This is a genomic window from Acidiphilium multivorum AIU301, assembly GCF_000202835.1.
GTDB lineage: Bacteria > Pseudomonadota > Alphaproteobacteria > Acetobacterales > Acetobacteraceae > Acidiphilium > Acidiphilium multivorum.
Map to the genome: position 1 here is coordinate 713,208 of NC_015186.1, position 17,841 is coordinate 731,048.

Genomic DNA, 17,841 nt, shown 5'->3' on the forward strand with positions numbered 1-17,841 from the left:
ACCGGAACTTGCCCGAGGCCCCGATCCGGGCCAGAGAATGCGCGATGACCGCCGTTCCGCATTCCGCCAGGCCTTCCGCCCCCGCGACTCCCGACGAGGCTGGCCGCGCCATCCGCGCCACCCTTGCGGACCGCCGTCCGGGCGCCTCGATCTGTCCGACCGATGCCGCCCGCCAGATCGCCGCCGCGCGCGGCGAAACCGCGCCGGACGCCTGGCGCCGCCATCTTGCCGCCGTCCGCCGTGCCGCCCGGGATCTTGCGCGCCGGGGCGAAATCATCATCCTTCGCAAGGGCAGGGCCGTCGACCCCGACGCGATGCGCGGCGTGATCCGTCTGCGCCTGCCCGGCGTCGAGGCCGAAACAACGGAGGAAACCTGATGGCCGTTGGCATCCTGCCGCTGCTGCTGAGTCTGATCTTCCCTGCCTGCGGCAAGGCCGGGGCTGCCGGGGTCAAGCCGCCCGGTTTCGTCGATTTCACGCATCTCACGCTGCCGTCATCGCCGAACAAGGCGCTTGCAGCCCCCGCCGGCTTCATCCCGAAACCCGCCTTTGACACGCCGCGCTACGCTCTGCCCCCTGCCGCGCTTTACGCGCTGGTCGCGCGTGTCGCCGGCGCCGAGCCACGCACCTACACGCTCGACGCCTTTCCCGACCGGCTGCAGCAGGCCTGGGTGGCCCGCACGCCGGCGGCCAATTTCCCCGACGTGGTGATCGCCCAGATCCGCCCCGACCCGGCCGGCGGCAGCGATCTCATCCTCTATTCCCACTCGATCTACGGCTATTCCGATTTCGGCACGAACGCGGCGCGCCTCCAGCGCTGGCTCTCGGCGATCGGCCGGGCGGCGGAGGCCCATCCATGAAATTCCTCCGAGCGGTCGGTGCCGCGCTCGCCGATGCCTGGCGCCTCGCCAAGCCCTATTTCAGCTCGGAAGAACGCTGGGCGGCGCTGGCCCTGCTCGGCACCATCATCGCGCTCAACCTGATCTCGGTCTATCTCAACGTCCTGTTCTCCTACTGGTACAAGATCTTCTACAACGCGCTGCAGGCGAAGGACGCCGCGGGTTTCTGGCAGTCGATCTTCACCTACAAGATGATCAAGGGCTATCCCTGGTTCGTCCCCGGCTTCACCGAGATCGCGACCTTCAACATCCTGGTCGGCGTCTACGCCTTCTACCTCCAGCAGATGCTGGAGATCCGCTGGCGCCGCTGGATCACCGAGAATTTCGTCACCGACTGGCTGGGCAACCGCGCCCATTACCAGCTCAGCCTGAAGGCCGAGGCCGGCAGCCCGCTCGACAACCCCGACCAGCGCATCGCCGATGACCTGCGCAGCTTCGTCTCGAACAACCTCTCGCTCGGCATCAGCTTCATCTCGAACATCGTGAACCTGCTCAGCTTCATCTTCGTGCTCTGGTTCCTGGTGCCGCCGCTGCATCTCCTTGGTCTGGTCATCCCCGGCTACCTGGTCTGGATCGCGATCATCTACTCGCTGGTCGGCACCTACCTGACCCATGTGATCGGCTGGAAACTGATCCCGCTGAGCTTCCAGCAGCAGCAGGTCGACGCCGATTTCCGCTTCAACCTGATCCGCGTGCGCGAGAACACCGAGCAGATCGCGCTTTATGGCGGCGAGGCCGAGGAAGGCGTCGGCCTCAAGCAGCGCTTCCATGCGATCTACCTGAACTGGTGGAAGATCATGAAGCGCACCAAGGCGCTGAACTTCTTCACCATCGGCTTCAGCCAGGTGGCGATCATCTTCCCGATCCTGATCGCCGCCCCCGGTTATTTCTCCGGCCTGTTCACCCTCGGCCTGCTGCTGCAGATCAACAACATCTTCGGCAACGTGCAGGGCTCGTTCTCCTGGTTCGTCTCGTCCTACCCGCAACTGGTCGGCTGGCGCGCCACCGTGCAGCGTCTCGACGGGTTCGAGCGCGCGGTGAAGCTGGCGCACGCGCACCGGCCCGACCACGTCGCCGTGGCGGCGGATGCCGCGCTGCACGCCGAGGACCTGACCGTCTCCCTGCCCGACGGGCGCGAGCTGTTCGCCGGCGCCAACCTCGCGATCGAGCGCGGCGAACCGGTCGTGATCACCGGCCCCTCCGGCACCGGCAAATCGACCCTGTTCCGCGCGCTCGCCGGCATCTGGCCGTTCGGCCGAGGCCGGGTCTCCCGGCCGTCCGGCACGGCGATGTTCCTTCCCCAGAAGCCCTATTTTCCGCTCGGCTCGCTCAAGCGCGCCGTCGCCTATCCGCAGCAGGAATACGATGTGGACGACGAGGCGGTGCGCGCCGCGCTCGATGATGTCGGTCTCGGCGGGCTCGGCCTGCGCCTTGAACATGTCGACAACTGGTCGCTCCGCATGTCCGGCGGCGAGCAGCAGCGTCTCGCTCTCGCGCGCGTGCTGGTCGCGAAGCCGGACTGGCTGTTCCTCGACGAGGCGCTGTCCGCGCTCGACGAGGAGGCCGCCGCCAGCCTCTTCGCGATGCTGCGCGCCCGCCTGCCGGCGACGCAGATCGTCTCGATCGCCCATCATGACAGCGTCATTCGCCTGCACCCGCGGCGGTTGCGGGTCAGGCGGGGCGAGGGCGGCCATGCCCGTGTCGACGAAGCCGAAACAGCCTGATCACGGAGCGACCGCATGAATGAGCGAATGCCTTCCCCGCGCCCCATGGCGCTGTTCGGCCATCGCGGCGCCCGAGGCCTGTTGCCGGAGAACACGCTGGAGGGCTTCGCGAGCATCGCCGCGCTCGACCTGACCGGCGCGGAATTCGATGTCGGCCTTACCGCCGACGGCGTCGCGGTCGTGCATCACGATCCCCGCCTCAATCCCGATATCGCGCGCGATGCCGACGGCGCCTGGCTCGCGCCGGATGCCGCCCCCCTGCTGCGCGAGCGCACCCTCGCCGATCTAGGCACCTTCGATGTCGGCCGCCTGCGGCCGGGATCGGACTACGCGGCGCGCTACCCGGAGCAGACGCCCGCCGACGGCGCGCGAATTCCCACCCTCGATGCCGTGATCGCCGCGCTGTCCGGGCGGGATCTGCTGATCGAGGTGAAAACCTTCCCCGACCGTCCCGGCCTCACCGCGCCGCCCGAGGGGATCGCCCAGGCGGTGATCGCCTGCCTCAACCGGCACGACGCGCTCGACCGGGCCGTGCTCTTCGCCTTTGACTGGCGGGTGCTGCGTGCGGCGGCGGCGGCGGCGCCGGCGCTGCGCCGCTGCTGCCTGACCGAGCCGGAGACGGTCAGCGCCGGCCCGCTCTGGCTCGATGGCTGCGACCTAGGCGCATTTGGCGGCAATCTCCCGCGCGCCGTGGCTGCCACGGGCGCCGTGTGCTGGGCGCCGTTTCATGCCACGCTCGAGGAGGACGATGTCCGTGAGGCTCATGCGCTCGGCCTCGCCGTGCTGCCCTGGACGGTCAATGCGCCGGAGGCGTTTGACCGGATGATCCGGCTTGGCGTGGACGGCATGATTTCCGACCGGCCTGATCTCGCGCGCGCCGCCATCGGGCGCGCCGGCCTGCAGGTCGCCGGCCCCGGCTTCGTCGCTGCCATGGCACGCTGAATCCCAGAAATTCGCCCGCCGCGCGGCGTGGAACAGGAACTGACGCAGCGCCGGCGCCCGCCAGCCGTCCTCGTCGAGCAGAATGTCGACCGGCGCGAACAGCTCATGCGCGTGGGCGATATTGCATGCCGCGAACTCCCGGAAATGCTTGGTCTTGAGCGCGTAGAGCACGCGCATGTCGCGCACCGGCAAGGCAATTGCGGTCTCGGGGGCGGTGTCGAACAGGCCGGCGCGCTCCCAGCGCGGCGTCGCGTCGCGCTCGTCGACCGGCCGGCGGAGCCACACGGCCGGGCAGGAGACCAGCAGCGAATGCAGGCTCGGCGTGTAGCGGGACCGCTTGTCGAGCAGGTTCTGCAGGCTGCCGCAGACCTCGACGGCGAAAATGTCCACATAGGGATCGGCGCCGGTTCCGCCGAACCAGAGCCACAGCCCGTCCGGGAAGGTCCGCATGCGGGAGGCGCCTGGAATTTTCAGCGACGGGGCGTCGTTTTCCATCGCCGGCCCCGGCCGGGCCTTGAGCCACACGCCGCGGCCGCGCGGATCCGCGTGTTCGAGGCCGGGAGGCGTCTGCGGCCAGGCCCGGATCCGTTCGCGCACGAAAGCGTCCATCGTCTGAAAATGCGTCATTTTTCATCCATCCCGATAGTAGCACACTGCAAATTACTACCTTAGGTAGTATCATGTCTCCCGGTTCGGTTTGCAAGCCGAATCGGCATTGAGGCTAAAACTTTATTAATTTATGGATTTTCCATCGACGCGCCGCGCCATTCCCGTTACGGAAGCATCGTTCCGCGCGCTGTGCGGGTGGAGCCAGGCCATGGCGCCTTGGCGCCCGGTGACAGCCGATCCGGCGATGGGATAAGGTCATTCCATGAACGAATTGAAGGAGAGAAGCGAGAATCGCCCAGCGGTCTCGCGGGCCACACCGGTCGACGGCTCGCGCAGGAGCCGCCGGCCCTTCATCATTCTGGTCCTGGTGCTGCTTGGCCTCGCCGGCGCCAGCCTCGTCTACTGGTGGCGCACCAGGGATTTCGCCTCGACCACCGACGCCGAGATCGACGGCTCGATCCACCAGATCGCCCCGCGCATCTCCGGTCAGGTCGTCGCCGTGCTCGTCAAGGACAACCAGCATGTCGTCCGCGGCCAGCTTCTGGTCCGCCTCGATGACGGCACGCAGAAAGTGGCGCTCGACCGGGCCGAGGCCGAACGGGCCCAGGCCCAGGCCCAGCTCGGCGCCCGCGAGGCCGATCTCGCCGAGGCGCGCGCCAATGTCGAGGTGGCCGACGCGACCCTCTTCCGGGCGAAGCGCGACGAGGCGCGCTACGCGAAGGTCGACCCCCGCGCGGTCACGCCCACGACGCGCGACGCCATTGCGGCCGATCTGCGCGCCGCCGTCGCCCGCACCGATGCGGCGCGCCAGCAGGTCAAGGCCGCGCAGGCCGCCGTCGCCGCGGCGGACGCCTCGGTGAAGGCCGCCGGCGTCGCGGTCGAGAATGCCCGGCTCGAACTCGGCTATACCGAGATCCGGGCCCCGGTTTCCGGCTGGGTGGCCAAGAAGACCGTCCGCACCGGCAATGTCGTCGGCGCGGGCACCGCGATGATGGCCGTCGTCGGCGACCATGTCTGGGTCACCGCGAACTACAAGGAAACCGAGCTGGGCGCCATCCGCCCGGGCCAGAGCGTGAATGTCTATGTCGATGCCGTGCCGGGCGTCGCCTTCCACGCGCGGGTCGCCAGCATCCAGCACGGCACCGGCAGCATCTTCTCCCTGCTGCCGGCCGAGAATGCCACCGGCAACTACGTGAAGGTGGTCCAGCGCGTGCCGGTCCGCATCGAGTTCGATGACAGCCGGATCTCCCGCTACCTGCTGGCCCCGGGCATGTCGGTCGAGCCCTATATCCGCATCCGCGGCAAATGAGCCTGCTCTACGCCTCCCGGCCGAACACGCCGCGTTCGGCTGCGGGGCTCTACAACCCCTGGCTGATCGTGGCGATGGTGGCGCTCGCCCCGTTCATGGAGGTGCTCGACACCACCATCGCCAATGTCGCGCTCACCCATATCGCCGGCTCGCTGGCGGTCAGCCCCGACGAAAGCACCTGGGTGCTGACCTCCTACCTCGTCTCGAACAGCATCATACTGCCGATCACCGGCTGGCTGCAGGACGTCGTCGGCCGCAAGCGGCTGTTCCTGATCTGCGTGGCGCTGTTCACCGCGAGTTCCGTCTTCTGCGCGGTCTCCACCTCGCTGACCATGCTGATCGTCGCCCGTGTGCTTCAGGGGCTTGGCGGCGGCGGCCTGCAGCCCATCACCCAGTCGATGTATGCCGACAGTTTCCCCGCCGAGAAGCGCGCCCAGGTCTTCGCCGTGTTCGGCCTCGTCATCATCGTCGCCCCGGCCACCGGCCCGATCCTCGGCGGCTGGCTGACCGACCATCTCTCGTGGCACTGGGTGTTCCTGATCAACCTGCCGATCGGGCTGATCGCCTTCACCCTGATCGCGATATTCGTCGACGAGCCGGAACTTCTGGTCCGCGAGCGCGCGGCGCGCCTCGCCGGCGGCCTGCGCTTCGACTGGCTCGGCCTGCTGCTGGTCGCCGTCGGCTTCGGCGCGCTGCAGATCTTCCTCGACAAGTTCTCGATCGATGACGGGTTCGGCAGCTTCTTCATTCGCAGCCTGTTCGCGGTCTGGGCGGTCTCGCTCTCCACCCTGGTCGTCTGGGAATGGGGCCACCCCGAGCCGGTGGTGAACGTGCGCCTCTTCGCCCATCGCAATTTCGCGATTTCCTGCCTCGTGATGTTCGTGATCGGCTTCATCCTGCTCAGCACCACCCAGCTCCTGCCCCAGCTGACCCAGACGCTGATGGGCTACTCCTCCGAAACCGCGGGTTTCGCGCTGGCGCTGGGCGGCCTCGCCACGATCGGGCTGATGCCGCTGGCCGGCGTCGTCACCGGCCGGATCATCCCCGCCCGGGTGCTTCTGGTCGGCGGCCTGGTCGAAACCGGCATCGCGCTGATCTTCCAGTCCCACCTCGCGCCGAATGCCTCGTTCTATACGATCTCGATCGATCGCGTCCTGCAGGTGATCGCGCTGCCCTTTCTGTTCATCCCGATCTCGGCGCTCTCCTATGTCGGCCTGCCGCCGGCCCGCAACGGCGACGCCTCGGCGATCATCAACCAGGTCCGCAACATCGGCGGCAGCATCGGCATCTCCTTCGTCACCACGCTGCTGGCCTGGCGCACCCAGTTCCACCATGCCAGGCTGGCAGAGTCCGTCACACCGTATGCCAGCCTGCACGGTCAGACCCTTTCGCAGATCGGCGCGGCGGTGCAACATCAGGCAGCATTCATGAGCTATCTTGACCTGTTCCACATTCTGGGCCTGATGGCCCTGCTGGTCTGGCCGGTCGTGCTGCTGCTGAGCACCCCGTCGAGTCCCGCTGCCGAAGGAGTCGTCTATGAGATCTGAGGTTTTTGCTCCCCGCCTGCGCCGGCGCGCCCTCATGGGCACGGCGATGCTCGCCGCCTTGGCGCTCGGCGGCTGCGAACTCGGGCCGAATTTCCACGCGCCCCGGACCAGGACGGCCGCTTCCTTTCTCGCCAATCGTCCGGCGCTGACCTCGCCGGACACGGTCAGCCAGGGCAAGGTCGACCTCGCCTGGTGGCAGAGCTTTGACGATCCGGCTCTGACCACGCTGGAGCACGAGGCCATCGCCCGCAATCTCGACGTGAAGGCCGCCACCGAGCGCCTCGCCGAAGCCGAGGCCCAGGCGCAGATCGAGGGTGCCGCCCTCTACCCGAACCTCAATTTCTCCGGCTCCTACACGCGCGAGAAGCCGAGCAACAAGGGCGTGTTCACCGCCCTCAGCGGCGGCGGATCGACCTCGACCAGCACCAATGCCGGCTCCACCGCCAGCGGCAGCTCGACATCGATCGGCGGCGGCGGCCTGCCCGGCTCCGAGCTGCAGCCCTTCAACCTCTTCCAGTACGGCTTCTCCTCGGTCTTCGATTTCGACCTCTGGGGCAAGAACCGCCGCGCCGTCGAGGCCTCGCTCGCCGCCGTCCAGGCGTCGCGCGATGCCCGCCGCGCCGTCCTCCTCAATACCGAGGCCGAGGTGGCGCACGACTACATCAACCTGCGCGCCCAGCAGGCGGTCCTCGCCATCACCAGGCGCAACCTCGCCAGCGCCGAGCACATCGCCAACCTGACCCGCCAGCGCGAGCAGGCGGGCCTCGCCAACGCGCTCGACGTCGCCGATGCCCAGGCCCAGGCCGAATCCGTCCGCGCCCAGATCCCCACCCTGCGAACCGCGATCGCGGCGGACATCAACCAGCTCAGCCTGCTGCTCGGCGAGGGCCCGGAAGCGCTCCGCGCCCAGCTCGTGACCGCGAAGCCGATTCCGCCAGTGCCCCCGGTGGTGCCGATCGGCCTGCCCTCCCAGCTGCTCCAGCGCCGTCCGGACATCCGCGAGGCGACCGCCCGCCTGCACCAGGCCACCGCCGAGATCGGCGTCGCGACGGCGAGCTTCTTTCCCGACATCTCCCTCGCCGGCTCGGTTTCGCTGCAGGCGCTGCAATTCTCGAACCTGAACCAGCTCTCCGCCGTCACCTACGCAATCGGCCCGCAGATCACCATGCCCCTGTTCGAGGGCGGGCGCCTGCGCGGCGAGCTCCACCTGCGAAAGGCGCAGCAGCGCGAGGCCGCGGTGAACTACGCGAAAACCGTGCTCACCGCCTTCCACCAGGTCGACAATGCGCTGACCGCCTATGACGAGGAGCAAAAGACCCAGGCGGCGCTGCAGGCCGATGTCACCCAGACCCGCCGCGCCCTTTCACTCGCCCAGGAACGCTACCGCGAAGGCCTGATCGACTACCTGCAGGTTCTCACCGCGCAGCAATCGGAGCTGGCGGCCGAACAGGCGCAGGCGCAGAGCCAGGCCAAGATCTCGACCGATCTCGTTTCGCTGTACCAGGCGCTCGGCGGCGGCTGGGAGCAAAACGAGCCGGCGGCCGGCTGACGCCTCAGGCGGCCTTGCTCAGGCCGCCGCGTATCTCGCGCACGATGTCGTAGCTGCGCCGGCGCGCCGCGTGGTCGTGGATCTGGCAGGCGATCATCAGTTCGTCCGGCCGGAACTCCGCCACGAAGCCGGCGAGCTTCGCCGCCACCCGCGCAGGTCCGCCGACCATCGCATAGGCCAGCGCGTGCTCCACCCCGGCACGTTCGCGCTCGCTCCAGAATCCGTCGAGCGGCGCCGGGCGGGGCAGCAGGCCGGGCTGGCCGCGACGGAGATTGACGAAGGCGCGCTGCTGCGAGGTGAACAGGAACTCAGCCTCCCCGTCATCCGGCGCCGCGCAGACCGTAACACAGATCATCGCATGCGGCTTCGCCAGCCGAGCCGAGGGTTGGAACCGCGTGCGATACAGCGTCAGCGCCGCACCCAGCAGGTCGGGCGCGAAATGCGCGGCGAAGGCGAAGGGCAGGCCAAGGGCCGCGGCGAGTTCGGCCGAGAACGTGCTCGATCCGAGCAGCCAGAGCGGCACGTCGAGCCCTTCGCCCGGCACCGCGCGCACCCTCTGCTCCGCGGCCGCCGGCTGGAAGTAGGATTGCAGCTCGATCACGTCCTCGATGAAGCGCGCCTCGGTCCCCTCCATGTTCCGCCGCAGCGCGTGGGCGGTGCGTGGGTCGGTGCCCGGCGCGCGGCCGAGCCCGAGATCGATCCGCCCCGGATGCAGCGCGGCCAGCGTGCCGAACTGCTCGGCGATCACCAGCGGCGCGTGGTTGGGCAGCATCACCCCGCCCGAGCCGATTCGGATTCGCGTCGTCGCCTGCGCCACATGCGCGATCACCACCGATGTGGCGGCACTCGCGATTCCGGGCATGTTGTGGTGTTCGGCCAGCCAGTAACGGTTGAAGCCGAGGGCCTCGGCGTGGCGGGCGAGGTCGATGCTGTTGCGCAGCGCATCGCCCGGCGTCGCGCCATCCGGCACGGGGGCGAGGTCGAGAACCGAGAACGGGATGCTTTCCATCATCCCCATATAGGGAAGGCACCCCGTCTTTCAGTCAATGATGCCGTCCGGTGTTCGGCCCTGCGATCCGGGGATGGATCCCAGGGCCCCACCATCACGCGGCCTGGCGCTTCGCCATCGCCGCCTGCAGGTTCTCGTCGAGCTTGGCGAGGAAGTCCTGCGTGGTCATCCAGGGCTGGTCCTTCGAGATCAGCAGCGCGAGATCCTTGGTCATGAACCCGCTTTCCACCGTCTCGACGCAGACGCGCTCCAGCGTCTCGGCGAACTCGGTCACCTCGGGCGTCTCGTCGAACTTGCCGCGATAGGCGAGGCCGCGGGTCCAGGCGAAGATCGAGGCGATCGGGTTGGTCGAGGTCGGGCGGCCCTTCTGGTGCTCGCGATAGTGGCGGGTCACGGTGCCGTGCGCCGCCTCGCTCTCCACCGTCTTGCCATCCGGGCTCATCAGCACCGAGGTCATCAGCCCGAGGCTGCCGAAGCCCTGCGCGACGATGTCGCTCTCCACATCGCCGTCATAGTTCTTGCAGGCCCAGATATAGCCGCCGTTCCACTTCAGCGCCGAGGCGACCATGTCGTCGATCAGCCGGTGCTCGTAGGTCAGGCCGCGCTTGTCGAACTCCGCCTTGAACTCGGCGTCGAAGATCTCCTGGAACACGTCCTTGAACATGCCGTCATAGGCCTTGAGGATGGTGTTCTTGGTCGAGAGATAGACCGGATAGTTCCGCGCCAGCCCGTAATTGAAGCTCGCCCGCGCGAAGCCCTCGATCGAGGCCTTGGTGTTGTGGATGCCGAGCGCGACGCCGGGGCCCTTGAAATCGTGCACGTCGAGGATCAGCGGCTTGCTGCCATCGGCCGGGATGTAGGAGAGCTGCACCTTGCCCGGGCCGGGGATCTTGGTTTCGGCGGCGCGGTAGATGTCGCCATAGGCATGGCGGCCGATCACGATCGGCTGCGACCAGTGCGGCACCAGGCGCGGCACGTTCGCGCAGATGATCGGCTCGCGGAAGATCGTGCCGTCGAGGATGTTGCGGATCGTCCCGTTCGGGCTGCGCCACATCTGCTTGAGATTGAATTCCTTGACGCGCGCCTCGTCCGGCGTGATCGTCGCGCACTTCACCGCGACGCCGTATTCCTTCGTTGCCAGCGCCGAGTCGACCGTCACCTTGTCGTCCGTGGCATCGCGGTTCTCGATCCCGAGATCGTAGTATTTCAGGTCGACATCGAGATAGGGCAGGATCAGCTTGTCCTTGATGAACCCCCAGATGATCCGGGTCATCTCGTCGCCGTCCATCTCGACGATCGGGTTCTTAACCTTGATCTTGGCCATTCCGAAGCTCCTTGCGCCAGTTTGAGCCGGTCTAGCCTGAATTATGCACGAGGGTTGGCAGGCATGGCGTAAGCCGTTGATTTGATGTAAGAATTGGGTGTCGAGACCAAATCTTCATCAGCACGGAACGCGATGCCCGCCACGGTTGAAACTACCCCATGCCTCCCCGGTCTGTCACCTGTCGCCGGCAAACCGGTGCTGGCCCGCTTCGACGGCGAGATGCTGTCCTCTGACGGCGGTCTGCTGGCATTGCGCGAGGTCGAGAAGCGGCTGGGGATTGCCGCGCAGTTGGCGGCCTGCATCGATGATCCGCGCACGCCGGAGCGTGTCCAGCATGGGCTCGACGAGATCATTCGGTTTCGCATGTTGATGATCGCGGCCGGTTACGAGGATGGCAACGACGCCGACCGGTTGCGCAACGACCCGATGTTCAAACTCGCGATGGAGCGTCTGCCCGAGGCGGGCGATTTATGCTCGCAAGCGACGATTTCACGCACCGAGAATTTGCCCGGGCCTCGCGCGCTGCTGCGCATGGGCCTGGCGATGGTCGAGCATTATTGCGCGAGTTTTCGCACCATACCCAACCGGGTCGTGCTCGATATCGACGATACCTTCGATGCCGCTCACGGCGCGCAGCAACTCTGCTTGTTCAACGCACACCACGATGAGTACGGTTTCCAGCCGATTGTGGTATTCGACGGCGACGGCCGGATGCTCGCCGCGGTGCTGCGTCCGGCGTGTCGGCCAAAAGGGGCCCAGATCGTCAAATGGTTGCGCCGGCTGATCGACGCCATTCGCAGCCACTGGCCCCGCACCGCGATCATGCTGCGCGGTGATTCGCACTACTGCACGCCGGAGGTGCTGCGGTTCTGTCGGGCGCGTCGCCTCGATTACATCTTCGGCGTCGCACCGACCACGACGCTGCGCAAGCACGTCATCGCGCTGGAGGCCAGCACCACGGCGCGCGCGCAACAAGCTCCGGGAGAGAAAATCCGGCGCTTCAAAGAGTTCAATGATGGCGCAGCAAGCTGGGACCGCGTCGAGCGGATCATCGCCCGCGTCGAGGCCGGGCCGCTGGGGGTCGATACCCGCTTCATCGTCACCAGCCTGAAGGCTGGTTCCCCGCGCACCCTGTATCAAGAGATCTACTGCGCGCGCGGCCAGGCCGAGAACCATATCAAGGCGTGGAAGACCCATCTTGCCGCCGACCGGACCTCGTGCTCGCGGGCCAGCGCCAACCAGATGCGCCTGTTTCTGCATATCGGCGCCTACTGGCTGATGTGGAGTTTGCGCTCCCTGATGCCGCGCCGGTCGCGCTGGCGTGGTATCCAGTTCGATACCCTGCGCCTGCGCCTGATCAAACTCGCCGTCCGCCTCGAAACCCTGAAACGCTCGATCCGCCTGCATCTGCCGCGCTCAATGCCAGACCAGGCAATCCTCGGCTACGCCCTGGCCAGACTGCCCAGGCTGGTCATCTGATCACTGGGGCGTTTGCCCCGTCCGGTCCCGATCTCTGCCACATCCAACGCCAACACATCATAGAGCCTACCAAAACCAGCCAGGTTCGGCCGGTAAGCCGTCACGCCCGCACGATGTCAGGTTGAACAGCACGCCTGAGAAAAATCAGAGGAAATGCGCTCGTGAATAATCCCGGCTAGCCACGCCTCCGCCCCGCCGCAAGACGGTGGACGGCAGGGCAGGGGTGTTCTAGGACGTCGGCCAGAACCGGAGGGATATCATGACGTCTGGCCTGGGCCACGCGACCGACTGGGACCGTGACGCCGCGCTCACCGCGGCCCGCATCCTGCTCGAAATCAGGGCGGTGAATTTCCGCCCCGAGGAACCCTACACCTTCACTTCGGGCTGGAAGGCGCCGGTCTATATCGACTGCCGCAAGATCATCTATTTCCCCCGCGCCCGCGCCAAGATCTGCGAACTCGGCGTCGAGAAGCTCTACCGCCATGTCGGCTTCGAGACGATCGAGGCCGTCGCCGGCGGCGAGACCGCCGGCATCCCCTACGCCGCCTGGATGGCCGACCGCATGGGCCTGCCGATGGCCTATGTCCGCAAGAAGCCGAAGGGCTTCGGCCGCAACGCCCAGATCGAGGGCGACGTGCCGGAGGGCAGGAACACCCTCCTCGTCGAAGACCTCACCACCGATGGCGGATCAAAAATCCACTTCGCCAACGCGCTGCGCGAGGCCGGGGCGATCTGCAACCACGTCTTCGTGGTGTTCTACTACGGCGTCTTCCCCGGCAGCCTGAACACGCTGGCCGAGATGGGCATGTCGCTGCACCATCTCTGCACCTGGTGGGACGTACTGGAAGCCTGCCGCGGCGGCGACTACTTCCCCGAGGCGACCCTGGCCGGCGTGCGCAAGTTCCTGGAAGACCCGGTGGCCTGGTCGGCGAAGCATGGCGGCGTCGCCAGCGCGGAGGAGGCCGCGGCCTTCAAGGCGTCGAAATAGGAGACCCGGGCCGGATGGAGTCCGATGCTGCCAGCCCCACGGCTCGCGCGGCACCGGAACGCCGGCGATCCCCGGCCCGTCGCCGGACCCGTCGGCTTGCTGGCGGTCATGCGGCAACCCTGAATTCCGTGGAGCTGATGAACGCGCTGAAGACGGCCGTGGCGGAACCGGCCCCGTCCGCGGCCGATCGCCGATGGCGCCCTGGCGTCAGGCAATGATGGTCTGCCACCGCGAATTTGATTAATTTTGAAACGATTATCAATAATTTGAATAATTCGATAAATAATTTTTGACTCGTAATTTTAATTGGATTTAAAGACTAAAAGGATAATTATCCAAAATTATCCCAATGTCTGCTCATGAAACGTGTGGATATGCCAAGAACCGGTGCGGGCTCCATCGTCCATTTTTCCCTGCATGTCCGAACGTTTCGAGGCGCCATCACAAGACAGTGTCGCTGGGGCGGGGGATGACCGAGTCCACAGCTTTCTACCGCGAGCGCCGCGCGCCTCTTCCGCCATTTTCCGCAATACTGGGGACCGATCAGGCCGAACGGCTGGCAATCGGCCTGACACTCATTTCGATGGCGCTTTATCTGTTCTGCCTGGTCGCGGAATGGATCGGCGTCTCGTTGAATCTAGTCGATGCCACGCAGTCGCTATGGCTGACCATCGTGGCGCTGGGCGGCGAAGTCGCGTTCTACGTGCTGCTCAGGAGCGGGATCAGCAGGCGCTGGCCGGATCCGACGCTCAGCCTGCCGCAGATGGTCTTCGCCATCACGCTGCTCGGTGCCGCCTATCTGATCAACCCGCAGGTACGCGGCGAATTGCTGATGCTGGCCGCCCTGGTCCTCGAATTCGGCGCGTTCCAGCTCCCGCCCCGCCGGTGCCGGGATCTGGGCTGGTTTGCCGTCGCGGTCTTCGGTGTCGCGATGGCCATCGGCGCCACGGTCTCTCCGGATCGCTTCGATCCGCGTATCGAGGTGTTCCAGTTCGCGCTGATGCTGGCGTTCCTGCCGGTGATTGCCGGCATCGCCGGCAAGCTGAGCCAGATGCGCCTCGACCAGAAGCAGCAGCGCCGGCAGCTTCGCGACGCGCTGAAACAGGTGCAGATCCTCGCAACGCGTGATGAACTGACGGGACTGCCAAATCGCCGCCACGCGCTTGAGTTGATCGAGCGCGAAACCGCCCGCGCCCGCCGCAGCGGTGCCCCGCTCTGCGTCGCCATTCTCGATCTCGACCATTTCAAGCGGATCAACGACACGTTTGGCCACGGCGTGGGCGATGAGGTGCTTCGCACCTTCGGCCGCGAGGGGCGTCTCGTGCTGCGCGCCGACAATATCTTCGCCCGGTGGGGCGGCGAGGAATTCATCCTCGTCATGCCGGACAGCACGCTGATCGACGCGCAGACCATCGTTCGCCGGCTGCGCGAGCATATGGCAAGCCCGGAATGCTGGGCGTCATGCCTGCGCGCCAGAACGACATTCTCGGCCGGGATCGCCGAGTTCCTGGTCGGCGAAACCCTGGACGAGACATTCATCCGCGCCGACGCGGCGCTTTACGAGGCCAAGAAGCTCGGCCGGGACCTGACGATGACCGCCTGATGTCCCCAGGCTCTTCGTGATACGCCCCCGGGCCTGGCGGCCCCGCCCCTGAACCGGCCGCGCCGGCATCCCTTCATCGGGCCGCGAGCGTGATCATCGCGCCGCTGTCCCGCGTCGCCGTGACACATCCAGCGTCGGCCCCCCTGGTGCAATGTCTCGCGCCGAGTTGCGCAACCGCCCGCAGCGCATAGGTCCCCGCCGCCGCCCAGCCGGGGGACGTGACCGTGAAGGTCGCGCGAACCGCCTCTCCAGGCTGGATGCCTTCCCCTGCCGCGGAACCGATGGCGGAAACCCGCCATCCCGCCGGCGCGTCGAGCCTCAGCCGCACATGCCGGAGCGTCGCCTCGCCGCCGGCCGAGAGCGACACCTTCACCTTGACGGGCTGGCCGGGGATGGCCTGTTCCGGCGCCTCGACCAGCACATTCCGGGCGCCGACCGTCTGCGGCATCGGGAACGAAACGCGTTGCGCGAGATGGGCATCGTCGGCGGCATCGCCGAGATACAGCCGATAGGTGCCGGGCGAGGCCGTCCAGCCCGAGCCGTGCCACCACCAGGTCTGTCGCGGCGTCACCGTGAAGCGGAGACGCTTCGACTGCCCCGGAGCAAGCCGGACGCGGCGGAAGCCGACGAGCTTGAGGGGCGCCTCGCCCGCGCTGCGCGGGAAGCGGAGATAGAGCTGGGCGACGTCGCTGCCGGCAACCTTGCCGGCATTCGTGACGAGGGCGGATACGACGACCGGGCGTGTCCCGTCGCCGGGGCCGGAGACGACCTTCAGGTCGCTGAACGCGAAATGCGTGTAGGAGAGGCCAAACCCGAACGGGAACAGCGGCCTGACATGATGCGCCGAATACCAGCGATAGCCGACGTCGATTCCCTCGGAATAGTCGACCCTGCCGCCCGTGCCGGGAAAGCGCGCCACCGGCGCGGTCGGCATGTCGGCGAGGTGTGCGGGGAACGTGACCGGCAGGTGCCCGCCGGGATCGGCCTTGCCGAACAGGATCGCGGCCAGGGCCGTTCCGTTGGTCTCGCCCGGATACCACGCATCAACGACCGCGGCGACCTTGCCGAGCCAGGGCATGGCGACCGGCGCTCCGGCATCGATGACCACGACCGTGTGCGGATTTGCCGATGACACCGCCTCGATCAGTCGGTTCTGGGCGGATGGCAGGTCGAGATCGGGCCTGTCCGCCGCTTCCGACTCGGTGTCGTCCGCCACCACCACGATGGCGACGGCGGCCCGTCGCGCCGCCGCGACCGCGCGCGCGATATCGGGCCGCAGGGTCGATGGCGTGGCCCAGGTCAGGCGCGACGCGGCGCCGGTGACGCCGAGCCTGTACCGCTCGCCCTTCCGCAGTTGCACCGCGGCGGAATAGGTGGAAACCGGCGGCGTGCCGGGATCGCTCAGCAATTCCCTGCCATCGAGCGAGAGATCGGTGGGCGCATAGCAATGGCACGGGTTGGTGATGCCGAGCACGTAGGTGCCGGTCTCCGGCGCGGTGAGCACGGCCTGGAACGAACCGTGCAGGGGCGTGGGCCGGAACGGACCCGAAAGCGCCGAGGGCGGGATCGGCGTCAGCGCCTTGTCGGCGGGCAATCCCGCCACGTAGTCGACGTGGCGCGTCATCCCCGGCGCGTGATCGATGCCGGCGAGCGGCGGGACCGGCTGCATGGGCACCACGTTGGCGCTGCCGCCGCCGGCGTAGACAGGCTGGATCGATGCGGCGGGCCCGATGACCGCGATCGTCCCGCCATGGCCCGGATCGAGCGGCAGGACGTTTCCATCATTCTTGAGCAGCACCGTCCCGGCTTCGGCGATCCGGGTCGCCGCCAGGCGATCCGCCCGGGTCGCGACGATGGCCGTGGTGCTGCCCTGGGGCGGATGATCGAACAGCCTGAAGCGGAACATTTCGGCGAGGATATGCCGCGTCATCGTCTCCGGCACGCTGCGGGCGAGCTTTCCGGCCGCGACCGCCTGCGTCAGCCGCGCGCCGAAATAGGTCGCGAAGGGCTGCTCCATATCGGCGCCGGCGGCCGCGTCGGCCGTTGCGTGAATGGCCTGATAGTCGGAGGTGACGAAGCCGCGGAATCCCCAGTCCGCGCGCAGCACGCCGGTCAGCAACGCCTTGTCGCCGCAACTCTCATGCCCCCCGATCGTCGCATAGCCGCACATGATCGAGGCCACATGGGCGCGCCGCACGGCGGCGCGAAAGGCGGGGAGGTAGATTTCATGCAGCGCGCGGGGCGAGACGATGACGTCGTCCTCCGGGGTGTTGCGATAGGTCTCCTGGTTGTAGACGGCGAAGTGCTTCACTTGCGCCATGACGCCGGTGGACTGGATGCCCCGGATCTCGGCAACGCCGATCCGGGCGGCCAGATAAGGGTCTTCCGAGAGGGATTCGAAAGACCGCCCCCAGCGCGGATCGCGATCGATGTTCACGGTCGGCCCGAGATCGACGGCGGTTCCCTTCGCCTTCTGCTCGGCGCCGATCACCGCCCCGTAGCGCCGCGCGAGCGACGGATCCCAGGTCGCGGCGAGCGCCACGCCGGCGGGCAGGGCCGTGACGCCGCCGAGCTTGTCGCCGACACCGGCTGGCCCATCCTCGAGACCCATGGGCGGAATGCAGAACCGCTTGAGTCCCCTGGTGTAGAACACGTAGGGTTCATGCGTTCCCGCTCCGGCAATCAGATCCGTCTCGTCGCCGGGCGTCAGGGCATGGAGCAGCAGCGCCGTGCGGCGTGCCGTCGAAAGATGGTCGTTGCGCCAGGCGCATCCCGCCGCTTGCGGGGCGGCATGGGCGGCGCGGACCGCCACGATCGCCGAGAGGGACAGTAGAGCGGCAAGGGGCATCCGGCGCATCGG

At 67.4% G+C, this 17,841-nt stretch carries 13 protein-coding genes; 10 read left to right on the forward strand and 3 right to left on the reverse strand.

All coding sequences use genetic code 11. From position 1 onward, the window contains the following. Positions 1-44 precede the first annotated feature (44 nt). The 7 genes from ACMV_RS03110 (at position 45) to ACMV_RS03140 (ending at position 8,578) form a co-directional block, all read left to right on the forward strand. On the forward strand, positions 45-377 hold the full coding sequence (locus ACMV_RS03110; protein WP_013639520.1) for a DUF3253 domain-containing protein: 333 nt from the start codon (positions 45-47) through the stop codon (positions 375-377). Further along, positions 377-859 carry a DUF1499 domain-containing protein gene (locus ACMV_RS03115; protein ID WP_007421456.1) on the forward strand — a complete coding sequence of 161 codons (483 nt, stop codon included), beginning with the start codon at positions 377-379 and terminating at the stop codon, positions 857-859. The genes ACMV_RS03110 and ACMV_RS03115 overlap by 1 nt, the downstream gene beginning before the upstream one ends. Further along, positions 856-2,622 (forward strand): ABC transporter ATP-binding protein/permease, encoded by a 1,767-nt coding sequence (locus ACMV_RS03120; RefSeq protein WP_007421454.1) that lies wholly within the window; start codon positions 856-858, stop codon positions 2,620-2,622. Before ACMV_RS03115 ends, ACMV_RS03120 begins: the two co-directional genes overlap by 4 nt. A gap of 15 nt (positions 2,623-2,637) precedes the next feature. Continuing rightward, a complete protein-coding gene (locus ACMV_RS03125) occupies positions 2,638-3,564 on the forward strand; it encodes a glycerophosphodiester phosphodiesterase (protein WP_041664631.1) in 927 nt (308 codons plus the stop codon). Between the two features lie 871 nt (positions 3,565-4,435). Then, positions 4,436-5,482, forward strand: a complete 1,047-nt coding sequence (locus ACMV_RS03130) for an HlyD family secretion protein (protein WP_013639522.1) — start codon at positions 4,436-4,438, stop codon at positions 5,480-5,482. After that, positions 5,479-7,029 (forward strand): DHA2 family efflux MFS transporter permease subunit, encoded by a 1,551-nt coding sequence (locus ACMV_RS03135; protein ID WP_011941608.1) that lies wholly within the window; start codon positions 5,479-5,481, stop codon positions 7,027-7,029. The genes ACMV_RS03130 and ACMV_RS03135 overlap by 4 nt, the downstream gene beginning before the upstream one ends. Further along, positions 7,019-8,578 (forward strand): efflux transporter outer membrane subunit, encoded by a 1,560-nt coding sequence (locus ACMV_RS03140; RefSeq protein ID WP_013639523.1) that lies wholly within the window; start codon positions 7,019-7,021, stop codon positions 8,576-8,578. The genes ACMV_RS03135 and ACMV_RS03140 overlap by 11 nt, the downstream gene beginning before the upstream one ends. A 4-nt stretch (positions 8,579-8,582) precedes the next feature. Here the strand turns inward: ACMV_RS03140 and ACMV_RS03145 are convergent, their stop codons facing one another. Further along, positions 8,583-9,596, reverse strand: coding sequence for an LLM class flavin-dependent oxidoreductase (locus ACMV_RS03145; protein ID WP_011941610.1), 1,014 nt, complete (start codon positions 9,594-9,596; stop codon positions 8,583-8,585). Between the two features lie 85 nt (positions 9,597-9,681). Next, a complete protein-coding gene (locus ACMV_RS03150) occupies positions 9,682-10,911 on the reverse strand; it encodes an NADP-dependent isocitrate dehydrogenase (RefSeq protein WP_007423101.1) in 1,230 nt (409 codons plus the stop codon). 132 nt (positions 10,912-11,043) lie between these two features. On the opposite strand from ACMV_RS03150, the gene ACMV_RS03155 reads away from it, so the two are divergent. The 3 genes from ACMV_RS03155 to ACMV_RS03165 all read left to right on the forward strand — a co-directional run bounded on the left by ACMV_RS03155 (position 11,044) and on the right by ACMV_RS03165 (position 14,981). Further along, positions 11,044-12,390 carry an IS1380 family transposase gene (locus ACMV_RS03155; protein WP_013634972.1) on the forward strand — a complete coding sequence of 449 codons (1,347 nt, stop codon included), beginning with the start codon at positions 11,044-11,046 and terminating at the stop codon, positions 12,388-12,390. A gap of 259 nt (positions 12,391-12,649) precedes the next feature. Beyond that, entirely contained in the window at positions 12,650-13,378 is a 729-nt protein-coding gene (locus ACMV_RS03160; RefSeq protein WP_007423100.1) for an orotate phosphoribosyltransferase, read from the forward strand. Positions 13,379-13,847: 469 nt separating this feature from the next. Next, positions 13,848-14,981, forward strand: coding sequence for a GGDEF domain-containing protein (locus tag ACMV_RS03165; RefSeq protein ID WP_013639524.1), 1,134 nt, complete (start codon positions 13,848-13,850; stop codon positions 14,979-14,981). 73 nt (positions 14,982-15,054) lie between these two features. Here ACMV_RS03165 and ACMV_RS03170 read toward each other — a convergent pair whose 3' ends face one another. Further along, on the reverse strand, positions 15,055-17,838 hold the full coding sequence (locus ACMV_RS03170; protein ID WP_013639525.1) for a glycoside hydrolase family 3 C-terminal domain-containing protein: 2,784 nt from the start codon (positions 17,836-17,838) through the stop codon (positions 15,055-15,057). Positions 17,839-17,841 lie beyond the last annotated feature (3 nt).

What these genes read in the sequence shown, in the direction of transcription:
- ACMV_RS03140 (WP_013639523.1), top strand. Translation starts at nt 7,019, where the DNA reads ATGAGATCTGAGGTTTTTGCTCCCCGCCTGCGCCGGCGCGCCCTCATG.
- ACMV_RS03120 (WP_007421454.1), top strand. Translation starts at nt 856, where the DNA reads ATGAAATTCCTCCGAGCGGTCGGTGCCGCGCTCGCCGATGCCTGGCGC.
- ACMV_RS03145 (WP_011941610.1), bottom strand. Translation starts at nt 9,596, where the DNA reads ATGGGGATGATGGAAAGCATCCCGTTCTCGGTTCTCGACCTCGCCCCC.
- ACMV_RS03125 (WP_041664631.1), top strand. Translation starts at nt 2,638, where the DNA reads ATGAATGAGCGAATGCCTTCCCCGCGCCCCATGGCGCTGTTCGGCCAT.
- ACMV_RS03160 (WP_007423100.1), top strand. Translation starts at nt 12,650, where the DNA reads ATGACGTCTGGCCTGGGCCACGCGACCGACTGGGACCGTGACGCCGCG.
- ACMV_RS03135 (WP_011941608.1), top strand. Translation starts at nt 5,479, where the DNA reads ATGAGCCTGCTCTACGCCTCCCGGCCGAACACGCCGCGTTCGGCTGCG.
- ACMV_RS03170 (WP_013639525.1), bottom strand. Translation starts at nt 17,838, where the DNA reads ATGCGCCGGATGCCCCTTGCCGCTCTACTGTCCCTCTCGGCGATCGTG.
- ACMV_RS03110 (WP_013639520.1), top strand. Translation starts at nt 45, where the DNA reads ATGACCGCCGTTCCGCATTCCGCCAGGCCTTCCGCCCCCGCGACTCCC.
- ACMV_RS03115 (WP_007421456.1), top strand. Translation starts at nt 377, where the DNA reads ATGGCCGTTGGCATCCTGCCGCTGCTGCTGAGTCTGATCTTCCCTGCC.
- ACMV_RS03155 (WP_013634972.1), top strand. Translation starts at nt 11,044, where the DNA reads ATGCCCGCCACGGTTGAAACTACCCCATGCCTCCCCGGTCTGTCACCT.
- ACMV_RS03150 (WP_007423101.1), bottom strand. Translation starts at nt 10,911, where the DNA reads ATGGCCAAGATCAAGGTTAAGAACCCGATCGTCGAGATGGACGGCGAC.
- ACMV_RS03165 (WP_013639524.1), top strand. Translation starts at nt 13,848, where the DNA reads ATGACCGAGTCCACAGCTTTCTACCGCGAGCGCCGCGCGCCTCTTCCG.
- ACMV_RS03130 (WP_013639522.1), top strand. Translation starts at nt 4,436, where the DNA reads ATGAACGAATTGAAGGAGAGAAGCGAGAATCGCCCAGCGGTCTCGCGG.